The organism is Methyloterricola oryzae (assembly GCF_000934725.1).
In the GTDB taxonomy this organism is placed as follows: Bacteria; Pseudomonadota; Gammaproteobacteria; order Methylococcales; family Methylococcaceae; genus Methyloterricola; species Methyloterricola oryzae.
Window position 1 is genome coordinate 26613 of record NZ_JYNS01000016.1, and the last position, 23491, is coordinate 50103.

At 61.5% G+C, this 23491-nt stretch carries 24 protein-coding genes; 5 read left to right on the forward strand and 19 right to left on the reverse strand.

Annotated elements, in window-relative coordinates; translation table 11 throughout:
* Window positions 1-2 precede the first annotated feature (2 nt).
* Window positions 3-968, reverse strand: coding sequence for a bifunctional riboflavin kinase/FAD synthetase (gene ribF / locus EK23_RS17235; RefSeq protein WP_045226644.1), 966 nt, complete (start codon window positions 966-968; stop codon window positions 3-5).
* A gap of 8 nt (window positions 969-976) precedes the next feature.
* Window positions 977-2503 (reverse strand): murein biosynthesis integral membrane protein MurJ, encoded by a 1527-nt coding sequence (gene murJ, locus EK23_RS17240; RefSeq protein ID WP_082054306.1) that lies wholly within the window; start codon window positions 2501-2503, stop codon window positions 977-979.
* 161 nt (window positions 2504-2664) lie between these two features.
* On the opposite strand from murJ, the gene rpsT reads away from it, so the two are divergent.
* The gene (gene rpsT, locus EK23_RS17245; RefSeq protein WP_045226645.1) at window positions 2665-2940 is read left to right on the forward strand and encodes a 30S ribosomal protein S20; all 276 of its coding nucleotides are present in this window, start codon (window positions 2665-2667) and stop codon (window positions 2938-2940) included.
* A 62-nt stretch (window positions 2941-3002) separates the two neighbouring features.
* On the opposite strand, the gene proB is transcribed toward rpsT, so the two are convergent.
* The 4 genes from proB to rplU form a co-directional block, all read right to left on the reverse strand.
* A complete protein-coding gene (gene proB / locus EK23_RS17250) occupies window positions 3003-4127 on the reverse strand; it encodes a glutamate 5-kinase (protein ID WP_045226646.1) in 1125 nt (374 codons plus the stop codon).
* The gene (gene cgtA, locus EK23_RS17255) at window positions 4111-5139 is read right to left on the reverse strand and encodes an Obg family GTPase CgtA (RefSeq protein ID WP_045226647.1); all 1029 of its coding nucleotides are present in this window, start codon (window positions 5137-5139) and stop codon (window positions 4111-4113) included. Before cgtA ends, proB begins: the two co-directional genes overlap by 17 nt.
* Before the next feature lie 79 nt (window positions 5140-5218).
* A complete protein-coding gene (gene rpmA, locus EK23_RS17260) occupies window positions 5219-5476 on the reverse strand; it encodes a 50S ribosomal protein L27 (RefSeq protein WP_045226648.1) in 258 nt (85 codons plus the stop codon).
* A 15-nt stretch (window positions 5477-5491) separates the two neighbouring features.
* On the reverse strand, window positions 5492-5803 hold the full coding sequence (rplU, locus tag EK23_RS17265; RefSeq protein WP_045226649.1) for a 50S ribosomal protein L21: 312 nt from the start codon (window positions 5801-5803) through the stop codon (window positions 5492-5494).
* Between the two features lie 643 nt (window positions 5804-6446).
* On the opposite strand from rplU, the gene EK23_RS24490 reads away from it, so the two are divergent.
* Window positions 6447-6575: a hypothetical protein gene (locus EK23_RS24490; RefSeq protein WP_268748191.1), complete on the forward strand. Its 129-nt coding sequence runs from the start codon at window positions 6447-6449 to the stop codon at window positions 6573-6575.
* 158 nt (window positions 6576-6733) lie between these two features.
* Here the strand turns inward: EK23_RS24490 and lipA are convergent, their stop codons facing one another.
* The 12 genes from lipA to EK23_RS17325 all read right to left on the reverse strand — a co-directional run bounded on the left by lipA (window position 6734) and on the right by EK23_RS17325 (window position 19692).
* Window positions 6734-7726 (reverse strand): lipoyl synthase, encoded by a 993-nt coding sequence (lipA, locus tag EK23_RS17270; protein ID WP_045226650.1) that lies wholly within the window; start codon window positions 7724-7726, stop codon window positions 6734-6736.
* 4 nt (window positions 7727-7730) lie between these two features.
* A complete protein-coding gene (gene lipB / locus EK23_RS17275; RefSeq protein WP_045226651.1) occupies window positions 7731-8354 on the reverse strand; it encodes a lipoyl(octanoyl) transferase LipB in 624 nt (207 codons plus the stop codon).
* Between the two features lie 4 nt (window positions 8355-8358).
* Window positions 8359-9798, reverse strand: coding sequence for a magnesium transporter (gene mgtE, locus EK23_RS17280; RefSeq protein WP_045226652.1), 1440 nt, complete (start codon window positions 9796-9798; stop codon window positions 8359-8361).
* A gap of 150 nt (window positions 9799-9948) precedes the next feature.
* Window positions 9949-10221, reverse strand: coding sequence for an HP0495 family protein (locus tag EK23_RS17285; RefSeq protein WP_045226653.1), 273 nt, complete (start codon window positions 10219-10221; stop codon window positions 9949-9951).
* Window positions 10218-11060 (reverse strand): D-amino acid aminotransferase, encoded by an 843-nt coding sequence (locus tag EK23_RS17290; protein WP_045226654.1) that lies wholly within the window; start codon window positions 11058-11060, stop codon window positions 10218-10220. The genes EK23_RS17285 and EK23_RS17290 overlap by 4 nt, the downstream gene beginning before the upstream one ends.
* Window positions 11061-11066: 6 nt before the next feature.
* Window positions 11067-12209 carry a D-alanyl-D-alanine carboxypeptidase family protein gene (locus EK23_RS17295; protein ID WP_082054307.1) on the reverse strand — a complete coding sequence of 381 codons (1143 nt, stop codon included), beginning with the start codon at window positions 12207-12209 and terminating at the stop codon, window positions 11067-11069.
* A 268-nt stretch (window positions 12210-12477) separates the two neighbouring features.
* Window positions 12478-14025, reverse strand: coding sequence for a DUF11 domain-containing protein (locus EK23_RS17300; protein ID WP_045226655.1), 1548 nt, complete (start codon window positions 14023-14025; stop codon window positions 12478-12480).
* Between the two features lie 151 nt (window positions 14026-14176).
* Window positions 14177-15307 carry a rod shape-determining protein RodA gene (gene rodA / locus EK23_RS17305; protein WP_045226656.1) on the reverse strand — a complete coding sequence of 377 codons (1131 nt, stop codon included), beginning with the start codon at window positions 15305-15307 and terminating at the stop codon, window positions 14177-14179.
* Window positions 15307-17148: a penicillin-binding protein 2 gene (mrdA, locus tag EK23_RS17310; protein WP_045226657.1), complete on the reverse strand. Its 1842-nt coding sequence runs from the start codon at window positions 17146-17148 to the stop codon at window positions 15307-15309. The genes rodA and mrdA overlap by 1 nt, the downstream gene beginning before the upstream one ends.
* A gap of 42 nt (window positions 17149-17190) precedes the next feature.
* A complete protein-coding gene (mreD, locus tag EK23_RS17315) occupies window positions 17191-17679 on the reverse strand; it encodes a rod shape-determining protein MreD (protein ID WP_045226658.1) in 489 nt (162 codons plus the stop codon).
* Window positions 17666-18604, reverse strand: coding sequence for a rod shape-determining protein MreC (mreC, locus tag EK23_RS17320; protein WP_200892184.1), 939 nt, complete (start codon window positions 18602-18604; stop codon window positions 17666-17668). Before mreC ends, mreD begins: the two co-directional genes overlap by 14 nt.
* A 44-nt stretch (window positions 18605-18648) precedes the next feature.
* Window positions 18649-19692: a rod shape-determining protein gene (locus tag EK23_RS17325; RefSeq protein WP_045226660.1), complete on the reverse strand. Its 1044-nt coding sequence runs from the start codon at window positions 19690-19692 to the stop codon at window positions 18649-18651.
* 237 nt (window positions 19693-19929) lie between these two features.
* Here EK23_RS17325 and gatC point away from each other — a divergent pair, with 237 nt between their 5' ends.
* From gatC to gatB, 3 genes are all read left to right on the forward strand, one after another.
* Window positions 19930-20217, forward strand: a complete 288-nt coding sequence (gene gatC, locus EK23_RS17330) for an Asp-tRNA(Asn)/Glu-tRNA(Gln) amidotransferase subunit GatC (RefSeq protein WP_045226661.1) — start codon at window positions 19930-19932, stop codon at window positions 20215-20217.
* A gap of 100 nt (window positions 20218-20317) precedes the next feature.
* Complete coding sequence (gatA, locus tag EK23_RS17335; protein ID WP_045226662.1) at window positions 20318-21772, forward strand: Asp-tRNA(Asn)/Glu-tRNA(Gln) amidotransferase subunit GatA; 1455 nt, start codon at window positions 20318-20320, stop codon at window positions 21770-21772.
* A gap of 12 nt (window positions 21773-21784) precedes the next feature.
* The gene (gene gatB / locus EK23_RS17340) at window positions 21785-23218 is read left to right on the forward strand and encodes an Asp-tRNA(Asn)/Glu-tRNA(Gln) amidotransferase subunit GatB (RefSeq protein WP_045226663.1); all 1434 of its coding nucleotides are present in this window, start codon (window positions 21785-21787) and stop codon (window positions 23216-23218) included.
* Between the two features lie 48 nt (window positions 23219-23266).
* Here gatB and EK23_RS17345 read toward each other — a convergent pair whose 3' ends face one another.
* Window positions 23267-23479, reverse strand: coding sequence for a hypothetical protein (locus EK23_RS17345; protein WP_045226664.1), 213 nt, complete (start codon window positions 23477-23479; stop codon window positions 23267-23269).
* Between the last annotated feature and the right edge of the window lie 12 nt (window positions 23480-23491).

The following is a 23491-nucleotide window of genomic DNA, read 5'->3' on the forward strand; positions in this document are numbered from 1 at the left end:
ATTCAACTGACACTCATCGGGTCAAGATTTGCAAAATAATCCCGCGCCGCCTGGGCGTCCCGGGCGATCTGCGCGGCCAGGGCGTCGACCGACTCGAAACGGCGCTCATCGCGAAGTTTCTGGTGAAAATGAACCTCCGCAAGGCGGCCATAGAGGTCGCCGGCGAAGTCGAACAAGTGGGTTTCCAACTGGATGACCGCATCGCCTCGCACCGTGGGACGCGCGCCGACGTTGGCCACGCCGGTAAGCTGGCGGCCATTTATTCCACTCATTGTAACGGCAAACACCCCTTGCAACGGAGACTTTTTGCGCTGTAACGCTATGTTGGCGGTGGGAAAACCGATTTGCCGGCCTAGGCGGGCGCCTGCCCGTATGCGGCCGCAAATGGAATAGGGGCGCCCCAGCAGGCGGCGCGCGAGGTCAAGGTTCCCGTCGGCCAATGCCTCCCGGATCAAGGTGCTGCTGACGCGTTGACCGTCGACCTGTACCGAAACGGTGTCGGCAACTTCATAGCCGGCGCGGCGGCCAAACTCCTGGAGCAATTCAAAATTGCCGAGGCGGTGGCGGCCGAAGCGGAAGTCGTCTCCCACCACCAGGTAGCGCACCCGTAACCGTTCCACCAGAACCTTTTCAATGAACTGCTCGGCGGGGAGGTCGCCCAGCCGGGCGTCGAAGTGCAGCAGCAGAACCCAATCGACTGGCAGCTCCGACAAGGCACGCAGTTTTTCCCGGAGCCGCGTGAGGCGGGACGGCGCCTGTTCGCGCTGAAAATATTCGCGTGGCTGGGGTTCGAACAGCACCACGACCACCGGGATGCCCAGGCGCTTTCCCTGTTCGGCCAGATTTTCAATGACGGCGCGGTGTCCAAGATGCACGCCATCAAAATTGCCGATGGTGGCGACGCAGCCGCTGGCGCATGGAGGGCATTGAAGTCCCCGAACCAGGCGAAGTTGACCACTCTCGGACATGGACTTGCTCAACCCGCGGCCTGCAATGACAAATGCGGCGCACGCAGGCCGCTCAGCCAAAGCGTGGCAAAGTAGGCCAAAGTGCCGGCGCCGATCCAAAGGCCAAGGTGCAGTGCGCGCTCAAAATGCTGCCAGTGCTGCCAGGGCATTTCCCGCACATTGAACGCCAAAAGCATTGACATGACGAGCGTTGATCCGAGAACGCGTGTCAGGAACCAGGGCCAGCCAGCCTGAGGGCGGTAGATACGCGATTCAAGCAATTTTGTAACCAGGGCCGCAGCGTTCCACAGCGCTGCCAGTGCCGTTGCCAGGGCCAGACCGGCGTGGCCCCAGCCTTCTGGAGCGAGGACGATTCCGAGAACGACGCCAAGGGCCGCGTTGCCTGCCATGGAGTGCAGACCAAGGCGGAGAGGGGTTTTTAGATCGTGGCGCGCACTGAACCCTGGCGTCAGGACCTTCACTGCGACGAATCCGGGCAATCCCAAGGCGAAACAAGCAAGGCTGCGGCTGGCCATGGTCACATCGTCGGCGCTGAATCGGTCAAACTGGAACAAGGTCGAGACGAGGGCGGGAGCTAGAAAAACCAATCCTGCTGTGGCGGGCAAGGCGATTAGCAGCACCCATCGCAAGCCCCAGTCCAAAGCGTGCGAGAAGGCGGCGGGGTCCCTGCGCGCGTGGGTGCCCGACAAGTGCGGAAGAATGGCGGTTCCCAATGCGACACCGAGCAGGCCCAAGGGAAATTCCACCAGGCGGTCCGAGTAGTAAAGCCAGGAGACGCTGCCGGAGGCCAAAAAGGATGCGGTGAGTGTGTCGATCAGGAGATTCACCTGGGTTGCAGAAACCCCGAGGATGGCTGGCCCCATGGACTTCAGGACCCGCACGACGCTCCGGTTCTTGAAATCGCAGCGAGGGGCCGCCAAAAGTCCGGCCTGCTTCAGGGCGAAAGACTGCAAAAGCAGTTGCAGCAGGCCTGCCGCAAGCACACCCCAGGCCAGTGCCGTGATGGGCTCCTCCAGACGCGGCGCCAGCCAAAGAGTCATGCCGATCATGGTCAGATTCAGCAGGGCCGGGGTTATCGCAGGAATGGCGAAACGGCCGACGCAGTTCAACGCAGCGGCTGCCATGGCTGTCAACACCACAAAAAACAGGTAGGGAAAGGTGATGCGCAGCATGTCGGCACTCAGGTCCCAGGTTTCGGCACTGGCTTGAAAGCCGGGAGCGAATGCCAAGATCAGCAAGGGTGCAGCGAACGAGCCGGCGAGGCTGACCATAAACAACAACAGTGCAAGCGTCCCTGACAGCGGAGCCAGGAGATTCCGAATGGCCGGTGCGCCGGCGCTGAAAGCCGGAACGAAGGCTTGGGCGAAGGAGCCCTCGGCAAACAGTCGGCGAAGAAAATTCGGGATCCTGAAGGCAACGAAAAACGCGTCGGTAGCCGCATCGGCTCCAAAATAGCGGGCGATCAGAATGTCCCTGACGAAGCCCAGGAGTCGCGAGATCAAGGTCATCGTGCCGACGATGGCCGTCGACCGCATGAGATGCCCGCTCAGTTCCTCACCCCGTTGTTGAAAAAGCGCTTAGTATAAAGTGCCGGCAGGGTTGCGCATAGGCGCATCGGGCGTGTGGTTGACAATGTCCAGCCGAATGGACGAAAATACAGAGCTCAAAATCGAATTCGTCGTTCAGGGGTTTTATCTTGGCCAACATCGCTTCAGCAAAAAAACGTGCCCGCCAGGCAGAAAAGAACCGCGCGCACAACGCCGCAGCGCGCAGTCGGCTGCGCACTTTCATCAAGAAGGTTCTGCTCGCCGTTGCAGGCGGGGATATCGACAAAGCACAGGCCGCGTTCCGCGAGGCCGTGCCGGTGATCGATTCTTCCGTCAATAAGGGTTTGATTCACCGCAATAAGGCCGCGCGCAGCAAGAGCAGGCTCAGTGCCCGCATCAAGGCGCTGTCGCTGAAATCCGCGTAATTCTAAAGGTTTCCCTGAGCCGGGCGGGATGGGTCCGGCTCAGGGGGCTTTGCGGCTCCAGTTCAGCTCAGCACCAAATTGTCTCGGTGTATGAGCTCTTCCTCGTCCACGTATCCGATTAGCTCCTCAATTCGGGTGCTGGGAACCCCTTTGATTCGCCGAGTTTCCTCCGAGTCGTAGTTCACCAGGCCACGCGCGATCTCCTTGCCTGACCGGTCCAGGCAAGCGACCAGATCGCCGCGACGGAATTGGCCGCTAATCCCGGTGACGCCGATGGGCAGAAGGCTCTTGCCAGACTCCCGGAGCACCCTAACTGCCCCGTCATCCAGAAACAGTGAGCCTTTTAGCTTGAGTTGGCCGGCCATCCAGCGCTTGCGTGCGATGAGCGCGTCGGTGTCCGGCGTCAGATAGGTACCGACACTTTCCCCTGCTGCCAGCCGCATAATCACCGACTCCTCCCGACCGCAGGCAATCAAGGTTCCGGCGCCGGAACGAGCCGCTAACCGTGCTGCTCTGAGCTTGGTGATCATGCCTCCGCGTCCCAGTCCACTGCGGCTCTCGCCGACCATCTCGGCCAGACGGGGATCATTGATGCTGGCCTGCCCGACCAGTCTGGCAGTGGGGTCCACCGTCGGGTCGCGCTCATAGAGGCCTGACTGGTCCGTTAGGATAATGAGCAGGTCGGCTTCGATGGAATTTGCGACCAGGGCTGCGAGCGTGTCGTTGTCGCCGAAGCGGATTTCATCGGTGGCGACCGTGTCGTTCTCGTTGATGATCGGAATGACGCCTAGTTCCAGCAGCGTGTTCAGCGTGCTGCGCGCATTGAGGTAGCGCTGCCGGTCGGACAGGTCTTCGTGGGTCAATAGAATCTGCGCGGTGTGCAGACCGTGGCCCTGGAATAGGGATTCGTAGGTTTGCACCAGCCCCATCTGTCCCACTGACGCAGCGGCCTGCAACTGGTGCAGCGCTTTGGGTCGGACCTTCCAGCCCAGCCGGCTCATGCCCTCGGCGACCGAACCGGACGAGACGAGAACGACCTCAATCCCTTGTTTACGCAGTTCGGCGATCTGCTGGACCCAGGCGGCGATGGCAGGTTTGTCGAGACCTCGGCCGCCACCAGTCAGCAAGGCGCTGCCGATCTTGACGATGACACGGCGTGGTCGCTTGAAATCACTCCTCAGGGTCATGGGATGCTTGGGTGAGAAAGTCCATAACTTGAAACATCAATGGCTTAAGGCCATCACCCCGCAGGGCCGAGATGCGAAAAACCGGTCCCTGCCAACCCAGTTCGTCGACGATCGTCTGGCAATGGACATCGACCAGCTCAGCGGGGAGTTGGTCGACTTTATTCAGTACGAGCCAACGCGGCTTTTCTTCCAACTGTTCGTCCCACTGCGTGAGTTCATGGATGATTTTGCGCGCCGCCTCGCAAGGCTGCTCTTCGCTTTCGTAGGGCACTACATCGAGGACATGCAGCAGCAAACGGGTGCGCGCGAGGTGCTTGAGGAATTGCATGCCGAGACCAGCGCCATCGGCGGCGCCCTCGATCAGGCCCGGGATGTCCGCCATGACAAAGCTGCGCTGGTCATCCACGCGCACCACGCCCAGGTTGGGATGGAGGGTGGTGAACGGGTAATCGGCGACCTTGGGCCGGGCGGAAGAAACGGCGCGGATCAGGCTGGACTTGCCTGCATTGGGCATACCGAGCAAGCCCACGTCTGCGATCAGCTTCAATTCCAGTTTCAGGTAGCGCTTTTCTCCGGGTGTGCCCTTGGTGGCTTGCTGCGGCGCGCGATTGGTGCTGCTCTTGAAGCGGGCATTGCCGATGCCGTGGAAGCCTCCCTGCGCGACGAGCAGTTCCTCCCCCTCGCGTGTCAGGTCTCCGAGTTTCTCTCCCGTTTCGGCGTCATAGACGATAGTGCCGGTAGGCACCCTGACGTGACAGTCTTCGCCCTTGCGGCCTGTACAGTTGCTGCCGGAGCCGTTCTGCCCGCGCTCAGCCCGATGGGTAGGGTTGTAGCGGAAGTCCACCAGAGTATTGAGGTTGTTGGAGGCGACCAGAAATACGCTGCCGCCGTCACCGCCGTCACCGCCGTCTGGTCCGCCCAAGGGGACATATTTTTCCCGGCGAAAGCCGACGCAGCCGTTGCCGCCGTCGCCTGCTTCGACTCGTATTTCAGCTTCGTCGACAAATTTCATGTGCGGTGACAAAAAAGCCTCGCACGGGACGAGGCTTTTGGGGTGGAGCTCCCGAAGACCAAATTCAAGGCACGGGCGATCAACCGGTTACGATGCTGACGTACTTGCGCTTCTGCGGGCCCTTGACATGGAACACGACCTGCCCGTCCGCGGTGGCGAACAGGGTGTGATCCTTGCCGCAGCCTACGTTGTCGCCAGGGTGGAAACGGGTGCCCCGCTGACGCACGATGATGCTGCCGGCGCTCACGGTCTGGCCACCGAAGCGCTTGATGCCGAGGCGTTTGGATTCAGAGTCGCGGCCGTTGCGGGAACTGCCACCTGCTTTTTTGTGAGCCATGAGAATCTCCGATGCTTAACCCGAAATGCCAGTGATCTGGATTTCGGTATAATTCTGGCGGTGCCCTTGGCGCTTCATGTGGTGCTTGCGCCGCCTGAACTTGATGATGTTGACTTTCTTGTGCCGACCGTGGGACTTGATCGTTGCGGTAACCTTGCCTCCCGCAACGAATGGCTGACCGACCTTGACCCCGGAATCGGACTGGATCAGCAGAACCTTGTCGAACTCAATCTGCTGACCGGCCTCTGCGACAAGAGTCTCGACCTTCAGGGTCTCGCCTTCCTTGACCCGGTATTGCTTGCCGCCCGTTTGGATTACCGCATACATGTTGAAAAGCTCCGCGAAGCAAAATTTCTTTTAGAATTGCGTATTTTCTATCGATCGGCGGCTCATGTCAAATGGCGATGGCGGCGCGGCTTGCTGTCCAAGTCGACTCTTGCATTTTGCTCCGATCTTATTTATAAAAAGCCCGTGCTGTTAAGCACTCCCAAACAAGTAGAAGCATATTTTTAGTGTTCAACATGAGGAGGAATTTATGAAGAAGCTAGTTCTGTGCGTTATCAGCGTTGCAATGCTGTCTGTCGCCATGGTTGGTTGTGGCAATTCCCCTGACGGCGACAAGCAGAAAGTGAGCGCTGCCGTCTCCCCGAGCCTCTAAGCATTTCTACCTCGGCGCGGGGCGACCTGATATATCGCGGCACACACGTGTCGTAGCAGGAAATAAGAAGATAAGGTTTCCGCTGCTGGGGAGCATTCTGTAAAGCCCGGTCCTTTAAGGACCGGGCTTTTTTTGTCTTTGAACCTGGTGCGCGTAAGTGGTTTTGGCTTAAGCCTTTAAAGACCAGCACACGAGTACTTTCGCTTGACAGTCGGAGCGCACGCGGTAAGATAGGCGACGCAATAGCAGTCAGAGCAATTCTGCACTCTATTTATAGATCACCTTTTACAAACAGATAAGGTAGGGCAAGAAATGGGAGCCATCCTCGATTTAGTTGAAAAAATGAGATCCCCCATGGGTATCGTTGTCACCATCGCGATCATCGCTGCTGGTGTATTCTTTATCCGTTGGGTCTTCGCCGACGATCAAGAAAAACAATAAGGCTCTGAGAAGTGGCAAGCATAGGGCGGAAATAGCTCAAGCGAACGATCCTATACTTGCCACATCCGATCTAAGCCAGGACCAGAAGTGCCACTCAAGGAGCCCGTAAGGGCTCTTTTCGTTTTCGTGTCTGGATCTCGCTTTCCGCTACACCATTTCTAACGCCCGTCCCCTTCCACGGCAATCATGCCAGCTGCTTGCTGGTCCGCATGGTAGGATGAGCGCACTAGAGGCGCGCTGGCGACCTGGCTGAATCCCAGATCGCGCGCCAGTCTTGCGTAGTCGTTGAACTCCTCAGGCGTTACATAGTCGACCACTGGTAAGTGGTCCCGGCTGGGCTGCAAATATTGGCCAAGGGTCAGCATGTCGCAGCCGTGCTCGCGCAAGTCGCCGAGGGTGGCCAGCACCTGATCCCGCGTTTCGCCCAATCCAAGCATCAGACCGGACTTGGTGGGAATGTCTGGATGGCGGAATTTGAAGCGCCGCAGCAGTTCCAAGGAGCCCTGGTAGTCCGCGCCGGGCCTGGCCTGTTTGTAAAGTGCAGGCACCGTTTCGAGATTGTGATTGAAGACGTCGGGCGGCGAAGCAGCCAGCGCATCCAGGGCTTTCTCGACCCGGCCGCGGAAGTCAGGCACCAACACTTCGATGCGGGTTCGCGGTGATTCGCGGCGAATCGCCGTTATGCACGCCGCGAAGTGCGCGCCGCCGCCGTCGCGCAAGTCATCGCGGTCCACGGACGTGACGACGACATAGCGCAAACCCAGCTTGGCGATCGCTTGCGCCAGGCGCTCGGGCTCCAGGGAATCCAAGGGCTGGGGACGGCCATGTGCGACGTCGCAGAATGGGCAGCGCCGCGTGCAGATGTCGCCCATGATCATGAATGTGGCCGTACCCTGTCCGAAACATTCGCCCAGGTTGGGACATGCGGCCTCCTCGCACACGGTGTGCAGGCCCTGTTCGCGGAGCAGCCGCTTCACCCGCAGCGTCTCGTTCGAGTCGCCGGCGCGAACCCGGATCCAAGCGGGCTTTCGGATCGGGGCTTCGCTTGGAATTACCTTCACCGGAATGCGCGACAGCTTGTCTGCTTTGCGCTGGTGGGTTTCCGGCGTTAGCCGCGAGGGTGCCTGGAAATTCTGCCGATCTTGAGACATGGTTTCATCGTTCAATGTGTGTGTAGCCGAATTCTTGCATGATGCGGGCCGTCAGCGAAACCCCGACTTCGGCAAGGGTGACGCGCACGCCAAGCGCTTCCAGGCTGGTGACTTCCAGTCCCTGATAACCGCAGGGATTGATTTGCCGGAACGGCCTCAGGTCGGCATCGACATTGAGACTGACGCCGTGGTAGCTGCAGCCCTTGCGGATACGCAATCCCAAGGACGCGATTTTCCTGCTGTCCACATAGACGCCGGGTGCGTCGGCGCGCGCCTGGGCGCGGATGCCGTATTGGCTGAGGGTGCCGATGATGGCGGCTTCGAGGTGTCGGACCAGTCCCCGAGGCCCCATCTGGCGGCGCTGCAAGTCGAACATGGCGTAGGCCACCAGTTGGCCCGGGCCATGATAGGTTACCTGCCCGCCGCGGTCCGACTGGACTATCGGAATATCGCCGGACGCCAGGATATGCGCGCGGTCGCCGTTACGGCCAAGGGTGAATACCGGCGGGTGCTCGGTCAGCCACAGTTCGTCCGCAGATTCACGCTCCCGTGTGTCCGTGAACTGCCGCATCCTATCCCAGACGTCCACGTAGTCGCGTAGCCCTAAATTGCGCAGGCGCAGCAGCATCGGCTTACAGCAAGAACAGGGTAGCGAGTCCCAGGAAGATGAAGAAGCCCATGCTGTCGGTGATCGCCGTGAGCAGGACACTAGTGCCAACGGCGGGGTCCAGCCGCAACCGGTAACGCAGGAGCGGGATGGCCAAGCCCATCATGGCGGCCACCAGCAGATTCAGCATCATGGCGATGGACATGACCACGCCCAGTTGCCCGTCGTGATAAATCAGATAGGCCACCAGGCCGATCAGGGAGCCCCAGACCGTTCCGTTGAGCAGGGCGATGAGGAGTTCCTTGACGAGCAGCTTGCGCACGTTGGCACCGCTGATCAAATCGAGCGCCAGCGAACGTACGATCAGGGTGCTGGTCTGTGTCCCTGTGTTGCCGCCGATGCCGGCGACGATGGGCATCAGCGAGGCCAGGGCGACGATATGCGCGATGGTGCTTTCGAACAAGCCGATGACGCGGGTGCTCAGAAAGGCCGTGATCAGGTTGATTCCCAACCAAAACCAGCGGTTCTTGAGACTTTTCCAGATGCCGGAGAAAAGGTCTTCTTCTTCCAGCAGACCCGCCTGAGTCAGCATGTCCTCGGCGGACTGCTGTCGGATGTAGTCGACGATGGCGTCCACACGCAGACGCCCTTGAAGCTTGCCCTCATCGTCTACAACCGGGGCGGTCAGCAGATCGTAACGCTCGAAGGCGCGGGCGGCGTCGCCGGCCTCGTCGCGCAGGCGGAAGCTGACCACTTCCTTGGCCATGACGTCGTTGACGCGGTACTCCGGGCTATTGACCAGCAAGCGCTTCAGCGGCAGAACACCCTTGAGAATATTGCGCTCGTCCACCACGAACAGCTTGTCGGTGTGCTCCGGCAGGTCGCCGCGCCGGCGCAGATAGCGCAGGACGACTCCCAGGGAAATGTCGTCGCGGATGGTCACCATGCTGAAATCCATGAGGGCGGCAACCGTATCTTCCTCATGGGCCAGGACCGACTCGAGCTGTGCCCTGCCCTGATCATTGAGGGATTCCAGAATCTCCTGGAGTACTTCCTCGGGCAGGTCCGGCGCGAGGTCGGCAATCTCGTCGGTGTCCAGCTGCTCGGTGGCGGTCAGCAGCTCCTCGGTGTCCATGTCCGAAATGAGCGTCTGGCGCACCGCATCGGAAACGTCCAGCAGGATCTGGCCATCCAGCTCGGATTTGACCAGATTCCACACGGTCAGGCGCGGTTCGAGCGGCAGTGCCTCGAGGATGTATGCCACGTCCGCCGCATGGAGATCGTCCAGCTTTTGCTTGAGCGCCACCTGGTGGCGCTTGTGCAGGAGGGTTTCGACCAGGTCCTGCCTCGGCATGGACTGCTGGTGTACGATGGTTTCCTCAAGCTTTTGCTTGTTCAGCAGCTCGACCACCTCGTCGAGGTGTTGCCTGAGCAGATCTTCGGTAGGCGTGGTGTTCTGGTCCATGGGGCCGGCTTGAGGGTGATGGCGCTGCTGAGCGGCGGTATCGTGTCCAATGATGCCAGTCTAGCGCAGGTGGCTTAACGGCAGCTTAAGATGACCGTGCGGGTTCTCCTCCCTTTGGCGGTCGGCGTGACCGGATTGGCTTTTGCGTTGTCATAACACCATGACGATATCCGGACTTGAACTCAGCTCCCGGTAGATGGCGTCGAGCTGTTCCTGGCTGCGAGCGTGCAGGTTCACGGTCACCGCCAGATATCGTCCACCCTTGCTGGAACGGCTCGCTACCGCCGTGTCGGGCAGGTCCGGCGCATGCCGCCGCACGATCGCCGCCACCCGTTGTGCAAAGTCTTCGCTTCCGCTACCGAAGACTTTGATGGGAAACTCGCAGGGAAATTCCAGCAGTGGCCGTCCGCTCTCCTTGGTCATAGGCCCTGGCGCAGACGCAGCTTGTGTTCCTGGTAGAGGCTGTTCATGCGCTGCCAGACAGGCCCAGGCGCGCCGTCGCCCACGGGGCTCTGGTCGAGCATGACCACGGGCAGGATTTCGCGGGTGGAACTGGTTACCCAGACCTCGCTGGCGGCCCGGAGTTCATTCAGTGATATGGGCCTTTCCTCGCAGGGAATACCATTTGCGTGGGCAATTTCCACGGTTAGGTCGCGGGTGATGCCGGGCAAGATGTCGTTGCCCTTGGGTGGGGTGACGATAGTGCCGCCGGAAACCACGAACAAATTGCTGGCCGCACCTTCTATCGCCTGGCCGTCGCGCACCAGGATGGCTTCCGCGCAGCCGGCATCCACCGCCTGTTGCCGCTGTAGCACGTTCGCCAACAGCGTGATCGCCTTGATGTGACACCACTGCCAGCGTATGTCCGGCACGGTAATGGCGCAGACCCCGGAGGCTGGAATAGGCGCGATGGGCGTGCACATGGCGAACACGGTCGGCGGCGTGTTCTTGGGAAATGCGTGATCGCGCTTCGGCGGCGCGCCCCGGGTTACCTGCAGATAGATCGACTGGTCCTCGGTGCCGTCGACCAGACGGGCAAAGATTGCCTCCCAGTCCGAGGTCGCCAGGGGGGATTCCATGCGTATGCCTTCCAGGCTGTTCTCCAGCCGCTGCAGATGTTCCGCCAGGCGAAAGGGTTTGCCCCCGTAGACCGGGATGACTTCGTACACGCCGTCACCAAACAGGAAGCCGCGGTCGAGCACCGAAATCTTTGCTGACTCGATGGGAAGGAAATCGCCGTTGAGGTAGACAATCTGGGTCATGGTGTCTTATTTGAAGTACAGGCGGACGGAATCGATGGCTCGCCGGAAAATGCCGCCTTCGCCAACCGCTTGCATGGCGACCAGGTCGGTTTCGGCCACGGGCTGGTCGTTGAGGGCGACCTTGATCTGGCCCAGCTTCGCGCCTTTTTCCACCGGCGCGGTGACGGAATTACCGATCTCCATGGAGGCCTTGAGGTTCTGGTATTGGCCGCGCGGATAGGTCACGTAGAAATCGCGGGTCAAGCCCAGCGGGAGTTCGGTGATTTCCCCCTTCCACACCCGCGCTTCCGCCAGCTTCTCATTGGCCTTGTAAAGCGGGCGTGTTTCAAAGAAGCGGAACCCGTAATTGAGCAAGGCCTGATTGGCGTTCGCTCTTTCGTTGTCGCTATTGGTGCCCAGCACCACGGAGATCAGGCGCATGTTGTCGCGCAGCGCCGAGGTGACCAGGCAGAAGCCGGCGGTCGAGGTGTGGCCGGTCTTGACTCCGTCGACGGTCGGGTCACGCCACAGCAGCCGGTTACGGTTCACCTGCTTGATGTTGTTGTACAGGAACTCCTTGATGGAATGCCATTTGTAATACTCGGGAAACTCCTCGATCATGGTCCGGGTCAGCACCGCCAGGTCGCGCGCTGTGGTGTAGTGCTCCGGATCGGGCAGGCCCATGCTGTTCTTGTAATGGGTGTTCTTCATCCCCAGGCGTTCGGCATTTTGATTCATCATCTGCGCGAACACGGCCTCATCGCCCGCCACGTGCTCGGCCAGGGCCACGCTGGCATCATTGCCCGACTGCACGATCATGCCTTTGAGCAGACTCTCGACCGGAATCTGCGCGCCCACCTGTGCGAACATCCGCGAACCTTCGGTACGCCAGGCCTTTTCGCTCACGGTCACCATGTCGTCCAGCTTGAGATTGCCCTTGGCCAGTTCAGTAAACACCACGTAGGCGGTCATGATCTTGGTCAGGCTGGCCGGCTCCAGACGCTGGTCGGCATCCTTCTCCGCCAGGACGCGGCCACTGTTGAAGTCCATCAGCAGGTAGGCCTTGGCTCCCACTTCCGGGGGAGCGGGAATCTGGATCGGATCGGCGGAATGGGTGGGGCGGGCAAGGGTGAGCAGGGTGAAGAGCAGTACGGGAACAAATGAGCGCATCCGGTCAATCCTCTCAGGCTGTTCGCTATCGTTCGTTCGATGGGGTAGCGGCGCCATTGTAGCATGCTGGGACCGCCACGTTCGCGGGTCCTGCCTGCCGGGACGGCATCAGCGCCAGTTTGACGCACACCCCGGCCGGAGGCGGCCAGGGAGTGCGTTGAGTGCCCACTTGCTTCGGGAATTCTGTGGCTAGGCACTACCCCTGGGTCAGCGTGAAGCTTCAGGCTTGCCGCCAGTTGGCATCGGCGGCATCGGTCGATGGGCCACGTTAACGCAGAACGTTGGTGGTTTCCTGGGCGACAGCCCGAAAACGCTTCGGTTTTCTGGAGCCTGCCACCTGTGCCGTAAAGGTCACCTGGACTTTGTTGCGATAGACGCCCTGCTTGCGCGCGGTGAGCTTGATCTCCACTGTCCACGTGTTTCCGGCTGCGAGGCTGTCCAGCTTGCACACCACTTTGGTTTTCCCTTTGCAGGCGCCCTGGCTGGCCACAACGGATTCCAGCCGGGCTTTCGCGGACAGGACGTCGGTCAGCTTGACCTTATTGGCTTGAGTGGCGCCTTTATTGGTGAAGCTCAGGGTGTAGGTATAGCTTTGGCCCACCAAGACCGGATCCTGGGATTCGGACTGGCTTAGACCCTCGGCGGCGATGGGACCCTGAGGCTTGCCGGGTGTTGCGGTTCTGGAAGGCAAACCAACGGCGAAGGATTTGGCGAAGTAGATCAGGGGGCCTTGTCCAGTGTCAGCGAAATTGCTGAGCAAGCTGCGCGCCCCGGTGGCCGGATCGATGGCCTGGATGCCGCCCAATCCCGCCGTGTTGGCATTACCGTCGTCCAGGACCAATAGCCTGCCGTCCTGGGCCCAAACCTGGGCACGGGGCATGCCAAGCACAGGCCCCTGGGATGTGGCACCGAAATCGCTCAGCAGGCGGCGTTCGCCGGTTTCCGTATTCACCGTGTCGAGGTTGAAACGCAGCTGGTCTACATTGAATTGATCGGAGCAAAAGAGCAGATTGGAAGCGCCTTTCAAGCCGCCCTCCGCAAACTCGGGGCCGGCCCCGCACCCCAAGGCGTTGTTCGGAACCACAGTCCCGGCAGGCACCTGAGAGACGATGGAACGGCGCCCCGTCTCGGGATTGATCTCCAGCAGGGACGCGCTGGCCGAGACACCCGTTTCGGTGGCGAAAAGGCCGCCTTGCGGGTCAAGTCCCAGGAAATAGGTGAATGCAGGGCCTTGATTCGAGTCGGACGGATCGCTGAAAAGGCTTCTCTTGCCGCTTATCGGGTCTATGGCGATGATGACGCCACCCGCCGAGTTTTCGTGGATCAGGAGGCGTCCCCCTGGCGTGGCCACAAGGCGCGTAAATGAGGTGCCTCGGCCGCCGATTGTCGGCCCGAATGAGGGGTCGGCTAATGGGCTGAGCAGCTGCCGGTCGCCAGTGGCCGGGTCAATGCTGTAGAGCGATTCCCGTAGTACAGGGTCGGGATGCTCTGCCGCCATGACATAGATCGTGCCAGCCGCAGACACGGCGACACCGTTCCAAAACGTGCCGCCACGGTTGCGTGATTCTGCCGACTGGGCATTGCCGGCTAAGGCGTCGCGTTGTGCATCCGCCTCGCTATAGGCGCTGAGCAGGGTCCGTTGTCCGGTGGCGAGATCCACCCGAAACGCCGCATCGCACGCCGGGCCAACGGATCCGTCGCACCAGGAACCGATGACGATGGCTTCTTCAGCCATGCATGTGGCCGCGCCCGTCGCGAGCAGCGCCGTGGCCAGGCCGGCGATCATGGTGGTGTTGCAGCGGTTGTGTGTTGTCATCGAAACCTCCTTTGGAATCGTGGACACGGGGGTGTCCGCGCTTGGCAAAAGTTCCGACTCTACCATGGGAGGCCGGTGTGGTCGTTCGAGTTTGTCTTACGCGCGCCGATTAACGGCAGGGAGAGCGATGCTGCGGAAGCCGCCGCCGGACTCACGAAGCCAGCAGCCTGCGGTGGGTCTGGATGGACATCAGCATGCCGAAGCCGGCCATTAGGGTCACCATGGACGTTCCGCCGTAGCTGACCAGCGGCAAAGGCACGCCGACCACCGGCAGGATGCCGATCACCATGCCCGTGTTCACAAACACGTAGATGAAGAAGGTGATGGTCATGGCCCCGGCCAGGATGCGGCAGAACTTGTCCTGGGCCTGCACCGCGATGTAGAAGCAGCGCGCCAGGATGAACAGGTAGATGGCCAGCAAGCCCAGGCATCCCAACAGACCGAACTCTTCGGCGAACACGGCGAATATGAAGTCCGTGGAGCGTTCCGGCAGGAATTCCAGATGGGATTGAGTTCCGTGCAGCCAGCCCTTGCCATAGATCCCTCCGGAACCGATGGCGATCTTGGACTGGATGATGTGGTAGCCGCGTCCCAGGGGGTCCGCCTCTGGATTCAGGAACATGAGCACCCGATCGCGTTGGTAGTCGTGCATGAAATGCCACATGACCGGCAGCAGGCTGCCTCCCAGCGCGGCGATGGCGACGATGTAGCTCCACTGGATGCCGGCAAAGAACAGCACGGCGGCGCCCGATACACCGACGAGGAAGGCGGTGCCCAGGTCCGGTTGCTTGGCGATCATGGCCGTGGGCAGCAGAATCAGGATGCCGGCGATGGCCACCTCCGAAAACCGGGGCGGCGTAGGCCGGGAAGCAAGGAACCATGCCAGCATCAGCGGCGTGGAGAGTTTGGTCAATTCCGAAGGCTGGAAGCGGATGACGCCGAGATCCAGCCACCGCCTGGCGCCCAGCGACACCTCGCCGAACAGCATGACGGCCAGCAAAAGCATGATTCCAAGCAGGTACAGCGCCGGGCTGTAAAGAATAAGGTAACGGGGATGGATCTGGGCGACGACCAGCATCACGCCGAGTGCGAGCCCGAGGCGGGCCGCCTGACGCAGCACCACGCCCAGGTCCTGGCCGCCGGAACTGTACAGGATGATAAACGCGGCACCGGCCAGCACCATGAGGCCACCAAGCAGGGGCAGGTCGATGTGAAGCTTCTGCAACCAACCCTGGGAGGCTTGTTGGTGGCTGCTGAAGGAAATGAACGGCTCTTCCGCCATCAGGGACTGCCTTTCAGGTACTGTTCGATGACGGCCCTGGCGATGGGCGCCGCCACCGAGCCGCCATGTCCCCCGTTTTCCGCCAGTACCGCAACGGCGATGCGCGGATCCTCGGCGGGCGCAAAGGCAATAAACCAAGCATGGTCCTTGAGGGTTTCCTTCACGTGCATCTTCTTGTAATCCTGATCCTGGCGCACCGTGAATACCTGTGCCGTGCCGGTCTTGCCGGCGACGTGATAGCTCAGTCCCGGGGCGATGCCTTTGGCCGTCCCGGCCTGACTGTGAACCACATCGACCATGGCGTCCACCACCGTGCGCCAGTGCGCCGGATCGATGGAAATCCTTTCCGCGGCACCGCGTGGATAGGGGCTGGCGTCGTTCGTGGGAGATTTGATCGTCCCAACGACCCGCGGCTGCACCACCCTGCCCTTGCTGGCCAGTGTGGCCACCGCGCGCGCCAGTTGCACCGGCGTAACCTGGACATAGCCCTGGCCGATGCCGGCGATCAAGGTTTCACCGGGAAACCAGGGTTGGCGGCGGTGGCGTTTTTTCCACTCCAGGGAGGGATACAAGCCGTTGCGTTCTCCGTCCAGATCGATGCCGGTTTTCTGCCCGAAACCAAACTGCGTCATGTAGTCGTGCATGCGCTCGATCCCCAGGTGCTGCGCCAGGTCGTAGAAATACACATCGCAGGATTGCACGATGGCGTAGCGCATATCCACCGTGCCGTGACCGCCCTTGCGCCAGTCGCGGTACTTGTGTTCAGAGCCGGACAGGCGGTAGAAGCCCGGACAATAGACATGATGTCCAGGGCTGAACTGGCCCAGGGTCAGGCCGGCCAGCGCCATGAAGGGCTTAACCGTGGAGCCCGGCGGATAGACGCCACGCAGGGCGCGGTTGTAGAGCGGCCGGCTGGGCGAGGATTGCAGCGCCTCGTAGGCGTCGCGCTTGATGCCCTGGACGAAGGGGTTGGGATCGAAGCTGGGCTTGCTGGCCAAAACCAGCACATTGCCGGTGTCGGGCTCGATGGCTACCACCGAGCCGTTGAAGTCCTGCAGCGCATCGAAGGCGGTCTTCTGCAGCTTGATATCCAGTGTCAGGTGCAGATCAGCTCCGGACAGCGGCTCATTCTGGCCGATGACGTTGATCGACCGTCCCTGCACATTGGTTTCCAGTTCTTCGTAACCGGTCTTGCCATGCAGCAGGGACTCGTAGGTTTTCTCCACCCCGTTCTTGCCGATGTGGAAGGTACCGCTGTAGACGGATGGGTCCAGGGTCTGCAGTTCGGCCTCGCTGATGCGGCCCACATAGCCCACCACGTGCGCCGTGAGTTCGCCGTAAGGGTAGGCGCGCAACAGCCGGGCATGGATCTCCACGCCAGGGAAATAGGGCATTTTCACCGCAAAACGGGCGATTTCCTCTTCGCTCAGTTGCAGGCGGAGCGGCACGCCTTCGAAAATCTTGTGGCGCGTGCGCAGGGAGTTGAAGCGGGCGATTTCTTCGTCCGTGATGTTCAGCAGCTTTTTCAGCTCGGCCAGGGTCGCGCCCATGTCGGGCACCTGCTCGGGGATCAGCTCCAAGCTATAGGTCGGGTAGTTGTCCGCCAGCACCTCGCCATTACGGTCGAAGATCATGCCTCGTGTGGGCGGCAGGGGCGAAATTTTCACCCGGTTGTCCCGCGACAGCGTGGCGTAGTATTCATGTCCGACCACCTGCAGATAGATCAGCCTGACGGTCAGGGCCGCCGTCGCCACGGCGATGAAAAGGGCGCTGGCAACGATGCGATTGAGGAATAGCCGCTGCTCGCGGAAGCGGTCCTTGATGGTGAATTCCTGGATCATTGCCGAATGTCCGGCATGTGTGCGCTGTTGGCCCGGGCGCGGTCAGAAGATGTGGAAACTGCGCCGTACATGCCGGAGAGCCACGAAAATGGCGGGCCACAGGGCCGCGCCAGTCAGGGATGGCAGCCAATAAGCGAGGCTGAGGCTGTTGGCGCCCTTGTGATTCTGCGACCAGAGCACCAGGAGCTGGCTCGCCAGCAGCAGCGGCAGGGTAGCCACCGCCTGCTGATACAGGGGGTACAGCCGCAGCTGCCGGTGCAGATGCAGGCAGCAATAAGCGACCACGGCGTAGGCCAGGGCGTGCTGCCCGAGCAGCCGTCCGGTCAGCACATCGGTGATCAGCCCCGTGAACCAGGCCGTGCCCACCCCGACCCGGTCCGGGAGTGCCAGATTCCAATAGATCAGGAACAACAGTACCCAATCCGGATTGTAGATGGACAGCCCGTGGGGGAGCGCGACGATCCTCATGGCCATCGCCAGGATCAGGCTGAAGGCCACGACCAGCGTGGCGATCGGATTATTGGCGGGCATGGGGCGCTCCCCGGGCCTTGCCCCGGATCGCGGGGTTCGGCGTCGGCGCGGCTGAGGGCGCCGGCGTTTCCGGCGCCTGCTCAGCGGGCGGCGGAATGCGCGGGATCGGGTCCTGTTTGCTCCATACCATCAGCAATTCGCGGCTTCGGTCCAGCTTGGCCAGGGGCACGGCCGTGACCTTGGCAAAGGGGCTGGTCTGCGTGGAAAGGGTGGTCACGGTCGCCACGGGGTAACCTTGCGGGAAAACCCCGCCCATGCCCGATGTCACCAGCAGGTCGCCGGGCTTGATATCCGCATTGCTGGTCAGATAGGGCAGGTAGAGTTTGTCGATTTGTCCGGAGCCTAGGGCGATGGTGCGCAGGCCATTGCGGTTTACTTGAACCGGAATCGCGTGGTTTGGATCGGTGATGAGCATCACCTGGGCGTTGTAGGGCGTGACTCTCAGGACTTGTCCAACCACGCCGCTGGCGTCTACCACCGGCTGCCCCGGATAGATGCCGAAGCGGCTGCCCTTGTTGACCATGACCACGTGCTCGTAGGGGACCAGGTTGACTTCCAGCAGTTCGGCGATGAGCACCTGCTCGCCCAGCTTGAACGAGGTTTCCAGCAGGCCGCGCAGGCGGATGTTCTCCTGTTGCAGGGAATCGAACTTGAGCAGCTGCGATTTGAGCCGAATCTGCTCCTCATGCAGGCGCTGGTTGTCTTTCAGCAGTTCCTCGCGACTGGACAAGCTTTCGGACAAGTTGCGCCACCCGTTGATCGGCGAACTCACCAGTTGCTGCAGCGGATACACCAGCACCGCAAGGCTGGTGCGCAATGGATTCAGCATGCCGCGTTGCTCGGCGGCCAAGAGGGCGAAGGAGGCCAGGACACAAGCAAGCAGCCTGAGATTGAGCGAAGGTCCCTTGGTAAAGATCGGTTTGATGAACTATCTCCCTGCCGAGGCGTGCGCCGCACGCAGCGGCGGCGTCATTCCAGCGAAAAAGGCGCCGATCCCTTTTCGTCCAGCAGTTCCAGCACCCGGCCGCCGCCCCGCGCCACGCAGGTCAGCGGGTCTTCGGCGATGAGCACCGGCAGCCCCGTCTCCTCGGCGATGAGGCGGTCGATGTCCTTCAGCAGCGCGCCGCCACCGGTGAGGATGATGCCGCGCTCGGCCACGTCGGCGCCCAGTTCCGGAGGGGTCTGCTCCAGCGCCAGCTTCACCGCCTGGACGATGCCGGCCAGGGGTTCCTGCAGGGCCTCCAGGATCTCGTTGCTGTTGAGCACGAAGCTGCGCGGAATGCCTTCCGACAGGTTGCGGCCCTTGACCTCGATCTCGCGGACTTCGCTGCCCGGGTAGGCGGTGCCGATCTCGTGCTTGATACGCTCCGCCGTGGCTTCGCCGATCAGGGTGCCGTAGTTGCGGCGCACGTAGTTCATGATCGCCTCATCCAGGCGGTCGCCGCCGATGCGCACCGAGGCGGAATAGACGATGCCGTTCAATGAGATGACGGCGACTTCCGACGTGCCGCCGCCGATGTCGATGACCATGGAGCCACGCGCCTCGTTCACCGGCAGGCCCGCCCCCACGGCAGCGGCCATGGGCTCCTCGATCAGGTAGACTTCACGCGCGCCGGCGCCGGCGGCGGATTCCTTGATGGCGCGCCGCTCCACCTGGGTGGAGCCGCAGGGGACGCAGATCAACACGCGGGGACTCGGGCGCAGCAGCTTGCTCTTGTGCACCTTGTGGATGAAATACTGGAGCATCTTTTCCGTGACCGTGAAATCGGCGATCACGCCGTCCTTCAGCGGGCGGATGGCGGTGATGTTGCCCGGCGTCCTGCCCAGCATGGACTTGGCCGCGGCGCCCACCGCGGCGATGGTCTTGGACCCCCGCGCCTTGTCTTCGCGGATGGCCACTACCGACGGCTCATTCACCACGATGCCTTGTCCCCGTATGTATATCAGCGTGTTGGCCGTTCCCAGATCGATGGACAAGTCATTGGAAAAAAAACCGCGCAGGCGTTTGAACATGAGCGTCGCAATCCTGTGAAAAAAGTCCGTGAAAAATTGTTTTAATGTAGCAAGGTGCTGGGGATCAGGGCAAGTTGGGATATGATAGCGCATCGCTCACCGGACCGGCCCTCGAGCCGACCGACGGACGCGGTGCAGGGAGGCGCAGAGGCGTTTCTCGGCCGCTTGCGGGGCTTGTCCGCGTTCATGATGATGGGCCACACACAGACCAAATCGAAATGACCTCAAGGGGATCGCATGTCTCTAACCGCTGCAGATGTGAACAAAATTGCCTGGCTGGGACGGCTCGCCATCGACGCCGACAAGGTGGATGCCTACGCCCGCGACCTGTCAGGCATCCTGGATTTCGTCGAGCAGATGAGTACCGTGGATACTTCCAACGTGCCGCCCATGGCCCATCCCCTGGATATGGCCCAGAGGCTGCGGGCCGATAGCGTGACCGAGCAGGATCAGCGCGAGCAGTTCCAGGCGCATGCGCCGCTGGTGGAAGCAGGCCTGTATTTGGTGCCCAAAGTGATCGAATAAGCCCCGCCCAGATTCCGTCCGCGGCTCGCGTATTCAGGTCCGAGCCCATTCCGAACCCGGAGCCCGCAGGCCCCGACCATTCGAACCCGAGAAATTACCGATGCACGACAAGACCATCGTGGAGCTGGCCAAAGGCCTGCGCAACAAAGATTTCAGCAGCACCGAGCTGACGCGAACCTACCTGGACCGCATTGCAGCGATCAACCCGACGCTCAATGCCTTCGTCACCGTCACCGGCGAGCAGGCACTCAATCAGGCCGAGGCCGCGGACCGGCGCCTGGCCGCAGGCGATGCGGGCCCCTTGACCGGCGTTCCCATCGCCCAGAAAGACATCTTCTGCACCCAAGGTGTCCGCACCAGCTGCGGCTCCAGGATGCTGGATAACTTCATCGCATCCTACAACGCCACCGTCGTCGAGCATTTTCAGCAGGCCGGCGCGGTGATGCTGGGCAAGCTGAACATGGACGAGTTCGCCATGGGCTCCTCCAACGAAACCAGCCACTACGGACCGGTGCGCAATCCCTGGGATACCGAGACCGTGCCGGGCGGCTCTTCCGGCGGGTCGGCCGCGGCGGTCGCCGCGCGCCTGGCACCCGGCGCTACCGGCACAGACACCGGCGGCTCCATCCGCCAGCCGGCCTCGTTCTGCGGCATCACCGGGCTTAAGCCCACTTACGGTCTGGTGTCCCGCTATGGCATGATCGCTTTTGCCTCGAGTCTGGACCAGGGCGGTCCCATGGCTCGCACCGCGGAAGACTGCGCCCTGATGCTGCAGGTCATGGCCGGCTTCGATCCGAAGGATTCCACCAGCGTGGACCGCCCGGTACCCGACTATGCCGCCGGATTGAACCAGAGCCTGGAAGGCCTGCGCATCGGTTTGCCCAAGGAGTTCTTCGGCGAAGGGCTCGACGCCGATATCGCGCGCCTGATCGATGAGGCCGTGGGCGAGTACCAGAAGCTCGGCGCGACGGTAAAGGAAGTCGCGCTGCCCAATATGAACCTGTCCGCGCCGGCCTACTACGTGGTGGCGCCCGCCGAGTGCTCTTCCAATCTGGCTCGCTTCGACGGGGTGCGCTTCGGCTACCGTTGCGAGAGTCCGAAGGACCTGGCGGACCTGTATACCCGTTCGCGGGGCGAGGGCTTTGGCGCGGAGGTCAAGCGCCGCATCCTGATCGGCACCTATGTGCTGTCCGCCGGTTACTACGATGCCTATTACCTGAAGGCGCAAAAGATCCGCCGCCTGATCAGCGAGGACTTCAGGCAGGCCTTCGAGGAGGTGGACGTGATCATGGGACCCACCTCGCCTTCGGTGGCTTTCCGCTTCGGTGAAAAAAGCGCCGATCCCATCGCCATGTATCTGTCCGATATCTACACCATCGCCGTGAACCTGGCGGGCCTGCCCGGTATGTCGGTGCCGGTGGGCTTCTCCAAGGGGCTGCCGGTGGGCATGCAGATCATCGGCAATTATTTCTCCGAGAGCCGGCTGCTCAATGTCGCTCACCGCTACCAGCAGGTGACGGACTGGCACGCCCAGGCTCCCAAAGCATTCGCATGAGAGGTTAAAAAGATGGAGTGGGAAACCGTCATCGGGCTGGAAGTGCATGCCCAGCTTGCCACCAAGTCCAAGATTTTTTCCGGGGCCGCCACCGCCTATGGTGCGGTGCCCAATACCCAGGCCTGCGCCGTGGATCTGGGACTGCCGGGCGTTTTGCCGGTCTTGAACCGGGAAGCCGTGCGCATGGCCGTCAAGTTTGGCCTGGCCATCGGCGCCCACATCGCGCCGCGCTCGGTGTTCGCGCGCAAGAACTACTTCTACCCGGATCTGCCCAAGGGCTACCAGATCAGCCAGTACGATCTGCCGGTGGTGGGCAACGGCCACCTCAATATCCTGGCGGACGGCGAGGAGAGGACCATCGGCATCACCCGCGCCCATCTGGAGGAGGACGCCGGCAAGTCGCTGCATGAGGACTTCCACGGCTACAGCGGGATCGACTTGAATCGCGCCGGCACACCCTTGCTGGAAATCGTGTCCGAGCCGGACCTGCGCTCCGCCAAGGAAGCTGTAGCCTACCTCAAGAAACTGCACGCCCTGGTGCGTTACCTGGAAATCTGCGATGGCAACATGCAGGAGGGCTCCTTCCGCTGCGACGCCAATGTCTCGGTGCGGCCCAAGGGCCAGGCGAAATTCGGCACCCGCGCCGAGATCAAGAACCTCAATTCCTTCCGCTTCGTCGAGAAGGCCATCAACTTCGAGATCGAGCGTCAGATCGAGCTGATCGAGGGTGGCGGCGAGGTGGTGCAGGAGACCCGGCTATACGATTCGGCCAAGGACGAGACTCGCTCAATGCGCAGCAAGGAAGAGGCCAACGACTACCGTTACTTCCCCGATCCCGACTTGTTGCCCCTGGAGATCGAGCCCGGCTTCATCGAGGAGGTCAAGCAGACCTTGCCGGAATTGCCCGACGAGAAGCGCGACCGCTTCAAGAGCGAATATGGCCTGAACGACTACGACGCCATCGTGCTGACCGCCACCCGCGAACTGGCGGATTACTACGAGGCGGTGGTGAAGGCGGCCGGTTGCGACGCCAAACTCTGCGCCAACTGGGTGATGGGTGAGCTGGCCGGGGCTTTGAACAAGGCGGGACTTGAAATCGAGGAGAGCCCGGTGGAAGCAGCGCGCCTGGCGGGGCTGGTGCAGCGCATTGCCGACGAGACCATTTCCGGCAAGATCGCCAAGCAGGTCTTCGAGGCCTTGTGGGAAAGCAAGGCGACGGCAGATGAGGTCATCGAGCAGCAAGGTCTCAAGCAGATCACCGATACCGGCGCCATCGAGGCCATCATCGACAAGATCATCGCGGACAACCCGGCCCAGGTGGAGCAGTACCGCTCGGGCAAGGACAAGCTGTTCGGCTTCTTCGTGGGGCAGGCCATGAAGGCCACCGGCGGCAAGGCCAACCCGCAGCAGCTCAATGACCTGCTGAAGTCCAAGCTGGCGGGTTGAATCGATGGGGCGGGCCGCCGGCGCGGCTCGCCTCCAACCGGCGCTGGGCTAGAACAACCGCTCCATTGAGACGACCTCGCCGGAATCGTCCATTTTGATCAACGAGAATTCGCCGTAGGTGCTCTTGGCCAGGTAGGTGTGATCGCCGAGATAGATGACGTGGGCGTCGGGCACCAGTTCATGCACCGCCCGCACCTCCACGTCCGAACCGCTGCAGGCAGCCAGCAGGAAGGCCAGGCCGGCGATGGTGAGTACTTTCATACCGTTCGATTT